Annotated in this window: 10 protein-coding genes and 1 pseudogene; 8 read left to right on the forward strand and 3 right to left on the reverse strand. The window is 39.4% G+C overall.

The window, feature by feature from the left end; genetic code table 11:
- The gene (locus RB214_RS06040) at nucleotides 1-1,311 is read left to right on the forward strand and encodes an IS4 family transposase (protein WP_309167426.1); all 1,311 of its coding nucleotides are present in this window, start codon (nucleotides 1-3) and stop codon (nucleotides 1,309-1,311) included.
- Nucleotides 1,312-1,344: 33 nt separating this feature from the next.
- Here the strand turns inward: RB214_RS06040 and RB214_RS06045 are convergent, their stop codons facing one another.
- The 3 genes from RB214_RS06045 to RB214_RS06055 are packed head-to-tail and all read right to left on the reverse strand — an operon-like array spanning nucleotide 1,345 to nucleotide 3,871.
- The gene (locus tag RB214_RS06045) at nucleotides 1,345-1,743 is read right to left on the reverse strand and encodes a DoxX-like family protein (RefSeq protein WP_309168962.1); all 399 of its coding nucleotides are present in this window, start codon (nucleotides 1,741-1,743) and stop codon (nucleotides 1,345-1,347) included.
- Nucleotides 1,730-2,752 (reverse strand): M48 family metallopeptidase, encoded by a 1,023-nt coding sequence (locus RB214_RS06050; RefSeq protein WP_309168608.1) that lies wholly within the window; start codon nucleotides 2,750-2,752, stop codon nucleotides 1,730-1,732. Before RB214_RS06050 ends, RB214_RS06045 begins: the two co-directional genes overlap by 14 nt.
- Nucleotides 2,753-2,761: 9 nt before the next feature.
- The gene (locus RB214_RS06055; RefSeq protein WP_002958576.1) at nucleotides 2,762-3,871 is read right to left on the reverse strand and encodes a YjgN family protein; all 1,110 of its coding nucleotides are present in this window, start codon (nucleotides 3,869-3,871) and stop codon (nucleotides 2,762-2,764) included.
- Between the two features lie 392 nt (nucleotides 3,872-4,263).
- Between RB214_RS06055 and RB214_RS06060 the strand changes: the two genes are divergently transcribed.
- From RB214_RS06060 to ligA, 7 genes and pseudogenes are all read left to right on the forward strand, one after another.
- Nucleotides 4,264-4,467 (forward strand): DUF1656 domain-containing protein, encoded by a 204-nt coding sequence (locus tag RB214_RS06060; RefSeq protein WP_024597474.1) that lies wholly within the window; start codon nucleotides 4,264-4,266, stop codon nucleotides 4,465-4,467.
- Nucleotides 4,468-4,635: 168 nt separating this feature from the next.
- Entirely contained in the window at nucleotides 4,636-5,496 is an 861-nt protein-coding gene (locus tag RB214_RS06065) for an HlyD family secretion protein (protein WP_309168609.1), read from the forward strand.
- A 10-nt stretch (nucleotides 5,497-5,506) separates the two neighbouring features.
- Complete coding sequence (locus tag RB214_RS06070) at nucleotides 5,507-7,543, forward strand: FUSC family protein (protein ID WP_309168610.1); 2,037 nt, start codon at nucleotides 5,507-5,509, stop codon at nucleotides 7,541-7,543.
- Nucleotides 7,544-7,619: 76 nt separating this feature from the next.
- On the forward strand, nucleotides 7,620-8,351 hold the full coding sequence (locus RB214_RS06075) for an RNA methyltransferase (protein WP_182715638.1): 732 nt from the start codon (nucleotides 7,620-7,622) through the stop codon (nucleotides 8,349-8,351).
- 67 nt (nucleotides 8,352-8,418) lie between these two features.
- Nucleotides 8,419-11,820: an AAA family ATPase gene (locus RB214_RS06080; protein ID WP_309168612.1), complete on the forward strand. Its 3,402-nt coding sequence runs from the start codon at nucleotides 8,419-8,421 to the stop codon at nucleotides 11,818-11,820.
- Nucleotides 11,821-11,894: 74 nt separating this feature from the next.
- Entirely contained in the window at nucleotides 11,895-12,662 is a 768-nt protein-coding gene (zipA, locus tag RB214_RS06085) for a cell division protein ZipA (RefSeq protein ID WP_024596342.1), read from the forward strand.
- Between the two features lie 80 nt (nucleotides 12,663-12,742).
- Nucleotides 12,743-14,005 (forward strand): annotated as a pseudogene (gene ligA, locus RB214_RS06090) (NAD-dependent DNA ligase LigA); the annotation flags it as partial.
- Between the last annotated feature and the right edge of the window lie 12 nt (nucleotides 14,006-14,017).

Consider the following 14,017-nt stretch of genomic DNA (forward strand, 5'->3'; position numbering starts at 1 on the left):
ATGCAACTTTCTAATGCTCTCGATATTATTAACAACATCAAACCTAATGACGTTGAAACACTCGCAGACTTACTCCCTTTATCTCTTATCGAAGAAGCCTATGCACTGACCGAAACCGTTACACTACGAAAAAGAAAACTAACCCTAGAATCGATGGCTTGGTTGTTGATCGGGATGGTTATTTATAATGACAAATCGATGGCCGATGTCGTTAATATGCTCGACATTGTTGACCGCGATGGTAAGCCATTTGTTGCGCCAAGTGCTTTAACTCAGCGTCGTAAAAACCTAGGTGAAGCCGCCATGAAAGCCTTATTTGAATGCACCCAAAGGCATTGGAATAATGACGCTAATCATCCTCATTGGAATGGGCTTACCTTGCTTGGTGTCGATGGTGTCGTTTGGCGTACGGATGACTCACCCCAAAACAATGAAGCCTTTACAAAACCGACTAATACACAATACCCACAGGTCAGAATGGTGTGTCAAATGGAGCTAAGCAGCCACCTAATCACGGGGAGTGCTTTTGATGATTACAAGGTCAATGAAATGGTGCTGGCTGAAAAGCTTATAGAAACCACACCCGATAACAGTCTCACTTTATTCGACAAAGGTTTCTATTCTTTAGGGCTTTTACATAAATGGCAAACAACTGGCAGTGAACGCCATTGGCTAATCCCCCTGAAAAAAAATGTGCAATATGAAGTTATTCAAACATTAGGGCGTAATGATAAATTAGTCCAACTTAGCAGCAACCCAAGAGCAAGAAAGATGTGGCCAACGCTGCCTAACACCTTAATCGCGAGGTTAGTGACTCGAAAAATAAAGGGGAAATCATATAGTGTGATGACATCTATGACAGATCCGATGCGATATCTATCAGCCGATATAGGTGATTTGTACAGTCACCGCTGGGAGATAGAGCTTGGTTATCGGGAACAAAAGCAATATATGCTGGGCAATCGATTAACATTAAGAAGTCGCTTACCAGCGCTTGTAAAGCAAGAGCTGTGGGGAGTGTTGCTTACTTATAATATGGTGCGATATCAGATGGTAAAAATGTGCCACACATTAAAAGGTGATTATTTACCGTACCAACTGAGTTTCAATGGTAGTTTAGCTCAAATAATGAGGTTGCTTGTTGGATTACCTTATTCAACACCTGGAGCCATACCACGTCAATTAAAATACTTTTATGCGATGGCAGAAAGCCTAATTCTAGAGCCTCGAAGGGATCGAGGTTTTCCTCGTGCAGTCAAGCCAAGACCACAGCGGTACGCTAGAAATAAAAAAGCCGCTCACCTTAAGTGAACGGCATTAATGCGCTTGCATACCCTTTTTTATTTAGAGGTATCGATTATTCAACTGCTTAATTTCTTTTAACCAAATAACGCTTAGACCAATAAGAGGCAGGTTAGTAGTTACAGGGTTAAATGCTTCAATAAGCAATTGTGGCTGCATTGCAACTACAGCGAGTAAAAGGCCAATTAATGCTAAAACATTTAAAATTACTAGATATTTATTTTTATAAAACACAAATAAACACAATCCAAATATAATTTCGCCAAAACCCGCCGAACGTGTAATTAAGTCAGACACTTCTGCTGAAAAATCAGCACTGCCAGTCATTAATTTTTCAAGCGGTGCAATATGATAAAGCTTTGGAAAAAAGCCGTGGTATATCCAACTTAAACTCACTATGTAGCGAGCAAGTTGAATATAACCGCGATTATTTCCTAGCAGTGTCAATACGCTCTTGTGCACTTGGGTGGCTAGACAAGTACTCTAAAAAGTCATTTACTTTTTCTAGGTGTTCGTTTTCGCTGGTATGGCTTTCTTGCAGCGCTTCTATTGCATCAGCAAAATCATTACTCGAATACCCAAGTGACTCTAATTGAATGAGTGCAAAGGTATCTGCCTCGCGTTCCATATCTCGTGAAAACCCTTGCTGAGCAAATGATGCGCCTGTACCTAACGCAACCTCTGCAACCCCTTCTAAATCACCAAATACAACCGCTAGCACAATCGTACTTGCGGCAGATTGTGCTGTAATACGTACGCTATGCTGGTGGACTACATGGCCCATTTCGTGTAGCAATACCGCTTTTAGTGCATTGGGTTTATCGGCAAGTAAATTTGCTAAATCATCTGTGACCACGATACGGCCATGGGGTAGTGCAAACGCATTAGCACCAAAGCTGTCGGATTTATAAAACGATAATCTATACACCGATTGATCAAGCGATAACGCATTAAGCATACTTGTAAAATGCGCTTGTACTTTAGCTTGCTGCTCTGCGGGCAGCTCACTTGGGTCAAGCGCAATCTTTTTAATTAGTGTAAAACTTTGCTCCCCCATTTGTTCTACAACATTACGTGGCAGGGTATCAACACTGTAAACAGCAATGGCGGGTACTGCTTTATAAAGTACTAACCACATAAAAAGCGGTGTAAATATTACTGCGGCTAAAATTGCCCATTTACTTTTTTCAAGGCGTTCCATTACGTGGTGGTTATTTTCTTTAAATGGCCATCTGTAACTTACATCTTGAGGAATAAAACGACTGCCATCTTCAAAGTTTAGTTCGTCGGCAAGTCCTGCCATCCCCGAACTTAATTTTAGACTTGAGATTGCGTGGCGAGCTATAACGTGTTCATCGTTAATAACTTCAATGTGTGTGTCGCTAATAGTGGCAACACACACTTGATAGTTACTCGATGCGATGGGGAAAAAATGTCCCTTTACATCCATGGTGAGCTCTTAAGTTAGAGAAAGGTCAATATCAAATACGTTTGCAGCTTCTTCAGCAAATGATGATTGCTGTTCTTGCGCGGTATCGATTAGGTTTAATGCACCAGGATAAATAGTGACGTTAGTTACATCAGCGAGCATTTTTGATGTACGTACTTTTGTCCATGGGTATGCAAGCCCTAAAGAAAATACAATAGCCAACATATTAGTTAATAGTAAAACAGCGAAAGGAATTGGTTTTAGCTCTGATTTAAATGTAGCAACGCCTTCAAAATGGCTGTTATCAAAAATGTGATTTCTAATAGCGGCGTGCCATACAGCAGAAACAATGGCAATCATTAGCACATAGGCAATCATCATAAAGATAGGAAGCATAACCATCGCTGCAGAGTTTTCTAAATTTTGTTGGTTTTCAATATCTACTAAGTTGAGGCCAAATAATCCTAAAATCCCCATAAATACCACCATGGTGATAGAGCTCACTACAAAGCAAATAAGCGCTGTTAGGTAATAGGTTTCGCCTTTAAGATTTACAGTAAGTGGTTTGTCACCATAACTAATATTGCTATGGATATAGCTATCAATACGTTTTATAACGTAAGGCATTAATAAATAAAGCGTAAATATGCTGGCAATAGGTAAAAGTATAAAGTTAACAAAGGCTTCGCCATAGCTGCCTTTAAAAGCAAAGCGAACATTACGATGGCGGGTCATGCGCAGATTAAAACGTAAACCTTGGTTAATAATCCATGGCATTAAAAAGATAAAACCAAGAGCAATAAACAGGCCTAAAATAGGCATAAAGCTAATTGAGAATGTGTAAATAAAAAATACAACAACCGCTAAAATCCGACCTTTTAAAATTTGTATTGGTGTTGCTAAGTAGTCAAAACTATGACCATCTATGCGGGTGTGGCCGTAAAAATAGCGATGCGTACGTACTTTAGCCCACGCCGAATATATGCCAAGCGTAATAACGCTAAGTAATATATTTACAATCCAAATTCCAAAAAACTCACCACCTTTACCACTAAATTGCACTTTTCCGCTAAAAATTGGTTCGGCAGGCTCATTTATTGGTGGGGTTGTTTCAGATGGGGTAGGGTGTATTGATTCCATTAAATTATATCCATGTTGTTTTTTTGTTAATTTACCCATTTTTAGTGCAAAATTCAATGTTTATAATTATCCAACCCTTCTGCAAACAGCTATAAATAGGCGTTTTAAGTATTGAGTTAAATACTCTAATACTTTTTTATAAATAAACCTCGCTGGTTTATTTATTTGGCTGGTAACTGGGGTCTTTAGCTTATTAATATGCGATTTAGCTACTATACATACTTAGTGCTGCTTAAATGTAATGGCATTAATTATGTATTAAGCACACCTACGTACAATTAAGCTAATTGATTTATATGCCAAAATAATAGATTGTAAGAGTAGTGCGGATGTAAATTTATTTAGGTTTTACAGCTTTTATCATCGCTTTAAATAACATTAGGATATTTATTATGTTCCAAGCAGTCGTGTTAGGGGGATTAGAGTTTAGCCCGCTGATTGTTTACTTCCCAATAGCATTTATTTTAACGGCGTTGACTCGTTTTGCTTTGCATCGACTAGATTGGCATGACCGTATTTGGAAAGTGGCTTGGTTTGAGGTGTCACTATTTGTTTGTTACTTGGCACTCGCCGTCTATTTATACCAATTTGCTTAATTAATTGAGCTATTTTGAGGCAAGAAAACCGTGTCGATAACAAGGCAAAAATTTCGTTATTTAGTTGTTCTATATCAGAAATTTTTAACACAGTTAGCGTCAGGTTTAAGCCCTCAAATTACTCAAGTATTATTGCGGGTTGGTATTACTAAGTGGAAGATAAATTGAATGATTAAATATCTGCGTATTCCTTTTACTATCTTGGTTGTTATAGCTGCGGTTTTTGCTGGGCGTTGGGTATGGACTGACTACATGCATACTCCTTGGACGCGTGATGGGCGTATTCGAGCCGATATTGTCACGGTTGCTCCAGACGTGTCGGGTTGGGTAACTGCTTTAAATATTAAAGATGGTCAAAACGTACAAAAAGGCGAAGTACTTTTTAATGTTGATCAAAAGCGTTATCAAGCAGCGCTTGATAAAAGTAAAGCAAACACAGAAAACGCATTGTATACATGGGAACTTGCCAAGCACAAATACGAAAGACGTGTTGAGCTAAACACTCAACAGGCAATTAGTGAAGAAACGCTAGAATCAACACGTATTAATACTAAAATTGCTGAAGCAAATTATAACTTAGCCAAGACAGAGCAAACAATTGCGCAGTTAAATGTTGATAGAACTAAAATTGTTGCGCCTGCATCAGGGCAAATAATTAATTTGAATTTACGCCAAGGCAACTATGTAGCTCAAGGCACACCTGTTTTTGCTATTGTTCAGTCAGATTCATTTTATGTAACGGGTTACTTTGAAGAGAGTAAAATACCACTTATTTATCCTGATCAAAAAGCTAAAATAGCCCTTTTAAGTGGTGGTAAGCAATTAACAGGGCATGTAGTGAGTGTAGGTAAAGCCATTGCAAATACGAATACACAAAGTAACGGTCAGCTTTTACCACAAGTACAACAAACATTTAATTGGGTACGTTTATCGCAACGTATTCCTGTTGATATTAAGTTAGATTCATTGCCCGAAAATACACAGCTTAGCGCAGGAATGACCGCCACTATACATCTCGCTACACGTTAAGGGGAATACAGTGGGCGTTGTATTACAAAATTTGTTTTTTCCTAAAAAACAGGCAATTATTTTTGCGACTAAGGGCGTTATAGCTATGGTGATGGCGCTCACTATTGCTATGTCGCTTAATCTTGAAAGGCCTTATTGGGCGTTAGTCTCGGCTATTTTTTTGCAATTACGCCCGCAAAGCGGATTGGTTATTGAAAAAGCAATATGCCAAATAATAGGCACCATAGTGGGCGGTTTATTTGGCATATTGCTTTTAACTCAGTTAATTCTCTACCCTTATTTAGCGCTCGGTGCACTGGCATTATGGTTGGGGGTGAACTCTGCGTTATCGGCAATGGTTCGCCAAGCAAACTTTGTGTATGCGTTTGCAATGGCCGGTGTAACAGCCGCCATTATTGTGCTTTTAGTCATGGTTACTCCGGCAATGGTGAGCAGTCAAAGTATATTTGATATTGCACAAGCGCGAGTAAGCGAAATAATAATAGGCTCTGTATGTGCTGGGCTTGTGAGTCATCTATTTTGGCCTGTAAAGGTTAAACATTTACTGCAAACACAAGCGCGGTCGGTTATAAATCAAACGTTACATTATTTAGTTATTGAGCTTGATTCTAAGGGCTCGCACGAAAACCGTCATCAGCAAATAGATGGCATTATGGCAACATTGGGATCAATAAACGAAGATTCCAGCGCAGTAAGATACGAAGGACCAAAAGGTCCAGGGCGCTCGCGTGCTGCAAATCAGTTGTCGCAAAAAGTACTTTCTTTATTGGCCTTAATTCAAATAATTGGCCGTCTACAGCGAAACCACGAAGACCTTATTACACCTACTTTAGATAAATTAATAAGTAAACTTAAGCACGTATTTGCACAAATTAAAGAGTCTGACGATTTTGATTACTGCGCCGAACAAGTTAAAACGCTGCGTAAAGAGCTAACCGACTATAGAGCAAATACGGTGAGTGATTCGCCATTTGAATCTCACATGCTCAATGTGAGCTTAGAAGTAGCAGTCGACTTAACAATTTTACTACGCGCATACAGAGCGTTAGAAGAGCGTGATAAAACATTATTAAATGCACCCAGTATGCTTACATATCGCGACCCATTAGCTGGCATAATTGTTGGATTTAGAACTGCTTTGGTGTTTTCTATCGGCGCATTTATTTGGATTAATACAGGCTCTTCTGCTGCATTATTAATTATGATTTTACCGGTCATATTTTCGATAATGTTGGCGAGAATACCGTTAGCTATTTTACAGGTGGTAATAAAGCGTTTATTGGTAGGCGTGGTGGTTGCTGCTATTGTAACTATTTTTTACGCACTCAATTTATTATCACAAAGTGGTGGGCAATTAGAAATATTGCTACTTGTATTAGCAGGGCCTTATTTTCTGGGTTTACTGCTGCTAGCTGATCAACAAACATTGCCATATGGCTTGGGGTTTTGTATCCCATTTACGATTTTGGTAAGACCCAGTACCGATATGAGCCTTGCGTTTTCAATCGATTACACACTTAGCTCTGCCATGGCAATTTTTGCGGGGGTGAGTATTTTATTTTGGATTTTTCAGTTATTCACAGGCCCGAGTGTGCAATTACTTGTTCATCGTGTTTTTAAGGCCACTTATAAAGATTTACTCGAAATAAATAACTATCCAACCCCAAGTATTTGGTATAACCGCCGCATGGCCGATAGGTTAATTCGCCTAACTAATTACGATCAAGGTTCACACTCACGCGTAATTACTGATCTTGCACTAACCGCTCTAAATTTAGGGCATGCGTCGGTTCGATTAAACTCAATTTGTGAAAATTTGGCTGGTAATACAAAGCTAAAGTATTTAAATGAGTGGCAGCGTACATTAGCCGATGCATTTATGTTGGCAACCAAGGGCAAGTTTAATAATAAGTTTAAGCAAGCGTCAGATAATCTTTATGAGGAATTGGCTCAGACGGTTGACGATTCAAATCAATTAGAGGCAATAAAAGGCATGTTTATTCGCATTGATCTGACCTTCGAAAGAAGTGCGAGTAAGATAAATTAGCCCCATTCGCTGCTTTTCGAGTTCAGATGTTATAACGAAATCTGTTATACTTGCTGGATAATTTTATGGGGCTGTTATGATTTCAAAAAACCAACTCAAACTTATTCGCCAACTTGGCCAAAAAAAGTACCGAAAGCAATATAATCAATACCTTGTACAGGGTGAGAAAAACGTACTTGAGTTATTAAACAGCCCATTAAATGTGGTTAATATTTTTGCTACAAACGAATTTATAAATGCGTACCAAGGTAAGTATCAGCACGCTAATTTTATTGAAGCTGATGAAGAAGCCCTCACCAAAGCCAGCACGCTAGTTAGCAATAATGCAGCCATTGCTATTGTTGATATGCCAAAGGCAGCTTTACCACAAGCAAGTGGCTTAATACTCGCACTTGATGGCGTATCAGACCCTGGTAATTTAGGCACAATAATAAGAGTGGCAGACTGGTACGGTATTAAACATATAGTAACTAGCACCGACAGCGCAGACGCTTACAACCCAAAAACAATTAGCGCCACGATGGGCTCATTTGTAAGGGTATCGGTAAGCCAAGTAGATTTACCTGATTACCTACAGTCTTTAAATTTACCTGTTTACGGTGCTTTTTTAGATGGGCAAAGCGTGCATAAAACCCAATTTACGGGCTCAGGCGTTTTACTAATGGGCAGTGAGTCGCATGGAATACGCGAGACATGTGCAAAGTTAGTAACTAATAAAATCACCATCCCCGCTTTTGGTGGTGCAGAGTCGCTTAATGTGGCAATGGCGACCGGTATTATTTTAGATAATTTTAAACGACAAGCTTAACAATTTAACTGTTAATGAGTTAAATTGTTTGTAATCAATAACAATAATAATCGGTAATAACAATAAGATGCGCTTAAGCACTATTAAATTAGCGGGCTTTAAATCGTTTGTAGAGCCCACTAAAATTCCATTTCCTGATCAAATGACGTGTGTTGTTGGCCCCAATGGCTGTGGCAAATCTAACGTTATTGATGCAGTACGATGGGTGCTAGGTGAAAGCTCTGCTAAAAACCTGCGTGGCGACGCCATGACCGACGTTATTTTTAATGGCTCAACTAATCGAAAAGCCATATCACAAGCCTCTGTAGAGCTTGTTTTTGATAACGATAAAGGAAGTCCTTCAAACACATTTGCCGATCGAAACCAAATTGCTATTAAGCGTTTAGTAACGCGCGACGGACAGTCACTGTATTTTTTAAATGGCAGTAAATGCCGTAAGCGCGATATTACCGATATATTTTTAGGCACCGGTCTTGGTCCACGTAGTTACGCAATTATTGAGCAAGGGATGATCTCGCGCTTAATAGAAAGTAAACCACAAGAGCTGCGCGTATTTTTAGAAGAAGCCGCTGGCGTTTCTAAATACAAAGAGCGTCGCCGTGAAACACAAACTCGTATAAAGAGCACTCGCGAAAATCTTGAACGTTTGTTAGATGTGCGTAAAGAATTACAAAGCCAGCTCGATAAATTGGCTGTGCAGTCGGTTGATGCAAAAAAATACCGCGAATTAAAAGTACAAGAACGTACGCTAAAAGGCCAAATTGCGGTTTTAAAATGGCAAAAGTTACATCAGCAGCAACTTGAAAAAAGTGCCCAAATTAAAAAACTTAATGATCAAATTTTGTTTTTTAAAACCGCTAACTCAGGGCATGACGATGTACTTGCAAGCCTAGAGGGGCAAGTACAAGCCCAGCAAGATAAACTAAGCGATGCACAGCATCAGCAACATGTAATACACACCGAGCTTACTCGCGCTGAGCAACAACAAATCAATGTAAAGCAGCAAACCCAAACGCTTAAACAAAGTTTAATTAAATTACAGCAACGCCAAATTCAAAGTGCTGAGGTAAAATCGCAGCAGCAAATTGTGTGCGAGCAACTTAATGAAGCCCTGCAAGAGGCAAGTGAAAACGCCTTAATATGTGAAGAGCAAGTTAGTGGGTTAACGCATGAACTTGAGGAATTATTAGCACTTAAGCAGCGCCACCATACTCATTGGCAAGCTTTGTGTGAGCAACAGCAACAGCTTAATAATAATGCGCAACTGGATAGTAGTCACATTAAACAAACTCAGCAGCAAATTGATCATGTTAACGAACAAATTGATCAGTTAACTGTTCAGCTTAGCGAGCTACAAAGTAGTGATGTAGAGCAGCAGTTAATACAGCAAACACAGCAAACACAAACCTTAACTCAAGAACTTGCCGCTAAACAAACAGCACATACGAAGTGCACTGCTAAGCTTGAAGTGCAAAATGAGCTTGTTAATAACTCACAAAAACAATATTCGACGCTCACTCAAACAATAAACGAGTTAAAAGCCAGTATAACGGGGCTTAAAAGTACATTAGGGCTTGATGAGAAAAGTGAACGTACTAATGGTTTGTTTAATCAGCTAAGTGTTAAAGAAGGCTTTGAGCTTCTAATAGAGCAAGCACTTAAATCTTTAAAGCATTTAAATGTAAGTGAGCAGCAAGCTGATAACAGTGTGTGGCCAAATAGTGATAAAAGTGTGCCAACAAATAGCTTAGCTACATATATAACAAGCGGTGTTTATCCAGAGCATTTAGCACGTATTGCTTATAGTAAAAGCGGTGATTTAGAAATACTAAAAGATAGTTTTTATACAGCCGTTATGGATAAAAACGGTGCTTTATATGGTCGTAATTGGCATGTAAATGCTGAATGTAATGCAGAAAACTCATTACTTTTAAAGCATAAGCAATTGCAAGATAAAGCGCAGCAGTTAACTAATGCCGAGGACGAGTTACAACAAGTAACACACACTCGTGACGAACATACAGCTGAGCAAATAAAATTAATTAACGAACAAAGCGAGCTAAAAGAGGCCATACATGAGCTTGCGCAAAATATAGCGGTAGCCAGTACGCGCAGCGATATGCTCAAACAGCAAGTAGCGCACTTTAAGTTACAACTAGAAAAGCTACAACAACAAAAACAGCAATTAACCACTGCGCTTTTACAATTAAATACCGTGCTTGATGAGCAAGTAGCGCAATTTGAAGTGTTAAATGAGCAGCAACTCAACTTAGCGGATGAAGTAGACGCTGCAAATAGCTTGCGCTCACAAAGTGATAAAAGTTATAGCGAAGCATTAAGCATGCTTGAGCAATATAAAACACAAGCACATAAGGCAACTCTCTTAGAGCAAAAGGCACGCAGTGAATGGCAGTTAAGCCAAACCAAATTGAGCCATGCGGAGCAAGAGCACGTTAGTGCATCAGAAGGTGCGCAAGAACTACTAAATGAAATAGAAGAGCTGCTGATACCAGAGCAAGAACTTAGCGATAAAATTACGCAGCTTTTAGCACAGCATCAAAAAGGTGAGCAGGCATTAGTATTGCTACAAAAAGAATTAGCTCAGGCGAAAGAGAGCTTAAACACTAAGCAAATAAGCCTTAAAAATTCACAAGGTGAGCTGGTGGGCTTACAAGAGCAGCACCAAAAGCTAACAATTGAAGAACAAAGCTTAGTAATAAAAGCGCAAGTTGCGCTTGAGCCATTAGAAGGGTTGAAACAAAGCTTAAAAGCAATACTTGATGAATTACCAGATTCATTAAATTTAAGTGCAGCACAAAATCAGTTAACAGGATTTACTAATCAGTTAGATAAATTAGGTGCAGTAAACTTGGCGGCAATAGAAGAGTTTGATTTAGCCAAAGCACGTAGTGATTATCTTGATAATCAATTAGATGATTTAACAAAAGCGTTAAGTACCCTTGAAGGTGCAATTCGTAAAATTGATAGTGAGACCAAAACACGCTTTAAAGCGACGTTCGATCAAGTTAACGAAGACTTTGCTGAGCTATTTCCTAAAGTTTTTGGTGGTGGGAGCGCGTATTTAGAATTAACCAGTGACGATTTACTCGAAAGTGGTGTTAGTATAATGGCACGACCACCGGGTAAGAAAAATTCAACAATTCATTTGTTAAGTGGTGGAGAAAAAGCGCTGACCGCATTATCATTAGTGTTTTCTATATTCAGGCTCAATCCAGCTCCTTTCTGTATGCTGGACGAAGTAGATGCACCACTAGATGATGCCAACGTTGTGCGTTTTTGCCGTTTGGTTGAAGAAATGTCACAATCAGTGCAGTTTATTTATATTAGTCATAATAAAATTGCGATGGAAATGGCAGGTAGATTAACAGGTGTTACTATGGCAGAACCTGGCGTATCGCGTATGGTTGCTGTAGATATAGAGCAAGCTGTGCAACTTGCACACGCATAAATTTTTATAACAAGTGTATTAGTTTTTCATTAATATACAGGTTTTAGGCATATCAAATAATAAAAGGTGAGGGGATGGCCGAACAATTAAGATGGGTTTTAATCGTTATCAGTGTAATTGTCATTGGTGGTTTATTAATACATGGATTGTGGTCAGTTAGAAAAAAAGACCGCCCAGAAGTATCGGATAATGAACGGGTTGAGCCATTACAACAAAGCGCACCAGCTTCATCTAAACCGTTTCGTACTGAGGCTGAGCCAAAAGAGCCAATGCAAGACGAACGTGATGAGCCACAATTTGGCGAGCTTAACTTTGATGCAAATGAGCCGCAAATTGATACAAGCGTGCCAGAAACACCGATTGAAGATGACTTAGAAATAGTTGATGATCTTGAAACAAAAGATCAAAGTGCTGAAGAAGCGCCTGCTCAAATGTCTGACTTTGTTATTGTGCATATTCAAATGCCAGAAGAGCTTAGTATGCAGGGCAGTAAACTATTACCAGCAGTTAATACTTTAGGTTTTAAATATTCTGAGGAAGGCTTTTTTAATCGCCACTTAGATCCGGCTGGCCAAGGTCCTGTTTTGTTTAGATTAGTAAATATGTACAACCCAGGTACGTTTGATATTGATAATATGGAACAATTTAGTACCGCTGGGGTAAGCTTATTTATGACGTTACCGTGCGACGGCGATGGTCTAGCGGCATTTAATATGTTGCACAGCGCAGCTAAAAAGTTAGCGGATGAATTTGGTGCACAAATTTTAGATGCTGAGCGAAATGAAATGACAGTAGAGCGCATCAGGCAATATGTTGAACAGGTTCGTTCTTTTTCAGCGTAAATAACGCATACATTATATTTTTATAAGCCACTGGACGGTGAATCGTCAAAGTGGCTTTTTTTATGTTTATTGAGGTTTAAATGTCTAGCAGCATTAGTGAGCAAATTAATCATCTTCGTACTACATTAGAGCAACACAACTATAACTATTATGTGCTCGACACCCCCAGTATTCCTGATTCTGAATACGATAGGTTATTACGCGAATTAAGCGCACTAGAGATGCAGCACCCTGAATTTTTAACCGCCGACTCTCCGACACAAAAAGTAGGCGGTGCCGCACTGAGTAAATTTGAGCAAGTAGCGCACCAAGTACCCATGTTATCGCTTGATAACGCCTTTAGTGAAGAAGAGTTCACTGCGTTTAATCGCCGTATAAAAGAGCGTTTAATGAGTACCGATGAGCTTACTTTTTGTTGTGAGCCAAAACTTGATGGTTTAGCTGTATCAATTATTTATCGTGATGGTGTACTTGTACAAGCGGCTACGCGAGGTGATGGTTTTACCGGTGAAAACATTACTCAAAATGTAAAAACCATTCGTAATGTACCACTTAAGTTACGTGGCGATTACCCAAAAGAGCTTGAAGTGCGCGGCGAAGTATTTATGGACAGCGCTGGCTTTGATAAATTAAATACTGAAGCGCAAAAACGCGGTGAAAAAGTATTTGTTAACCCGCGTAATGCAGCCGCTGGGAGTTTGCGTCAACTCGACTCTAAAATTACAGCTAAACGCCCACTCATGTTTTATGCCTATAGTACCGGGCTTGTAGCTGATGGCAGTATTCCTGAAGATCACTATCAGCAATTAGAAAAGTTAACTGACTGGGGGTTGCCACTGTGCCCAGAAACAAAATTAGTTGAAGGTCCTAAAGCCGCGCTTGAGTACTACAGCGATATTTTAACGCGCCGTGGTGAGCTTAAATATGAAATTGATGGCGTAGTAATAAAAATAAACCAAAAGGCCTTACAAGAGCGTTTAGGCTTTGTGGCACGCGCTCCTCGTTGGGCTATTGCGTATAAGTTTCCGGCGCAAGAAGAAATAACCCAACTACTTGATGTTGATTTTCAAGTCGGTCGTACTGGCGCTATTACCCCAGTTGCACGCCTAGAACCTGTTTTTGTGGGTGGCGTTACCGTATCAAATGCAACGCTTCATAACAGTGATGAAGTTGCACGTTTAGGCGTAAAAGTAGGTGATACAGTTATTATACGCCGTGCTGGAGATGTGAGTGTCACCTTAAGTAAGTTTGTTTCAAGTAGGAATCATCAAATAAGAAGTTACTATATGAATAATCATTTTTCCGATGGCAAATCTTCTTTAAATCTTCTATCGACAGCAGCCCATTAAGGATAT

This window comes from Pseudoalteromonas sp. HL-AS1, from assembly GCF_031198785.1.
Classification (GTDB): Bacteria; Pseudomonadota; Gammaproteobacteria; order Enterobacterales; family Alteromonadaceae; genus Pseudoalteromonas; species Pseudoalteromonas distincta.

What these genes read in the sequence shown, in the direction of transcription:
- zipA (WP_024596342.1), top strand. Translation starts at nt 11,895, where the DNA reads ATGGCCGAACAATTAAGATGGGTTTTAATCGTTATCAGTGTAATTGTC.
- RB214_RS06065 (WP_309168609.1), top strand. Translation starts at nt 4,636, where the DNA reads ATGATTAAATATCTGCGTATTCCTTTTACTATCTTGGTTGTTATAGCT.
- RB214_RS06050 (WP_309168608.1), bottom strand. Translation starts at nt 2,752, where the DNA reads ATGGATGTAAAGGGACATTTTTTCCCCATCGCATCGAGTAACTATCAA.
- RB214_RS06055 (WP_002958576.1), bottom strand. Translation starts at nt 3,871, where the DNA reads ATGGAATCAATACACCCTACCCCATCTGAAACAACCCCACCAATAAAT.
- RB214_RS06040 (WP_309167426.1), top strand. Translation starts at nt 1, where the DNA reads ATGCAACTTTCTAATGCTCTCGATATTATTAACAACATCAAACCTAAT.
- RB214_RS06080 (WP_309168612.1), top strand. Translation starts at nt 8,419, where the DNA reads ATGCGCTTAAGCACTATTAAATTAGCGGGCTTTAAATCGTTTGTAGAG.
- RB214_RS06060 (WP_024597474.1), top strand. Translation starts at nt 4,264, where the DNA reads ATGTTCCAAGCAGTCGTGTTAGGGGGATTAGAGTTTAGCCCGCTGATT.
- RB214_RS06075 (WP_182715638.1), top strand. Translation starts at nt 7,620, where the DNA reads ATGATTTCAAAAAACCAACTCAAACTTATTCGCCAACTTGGCCAAAAA.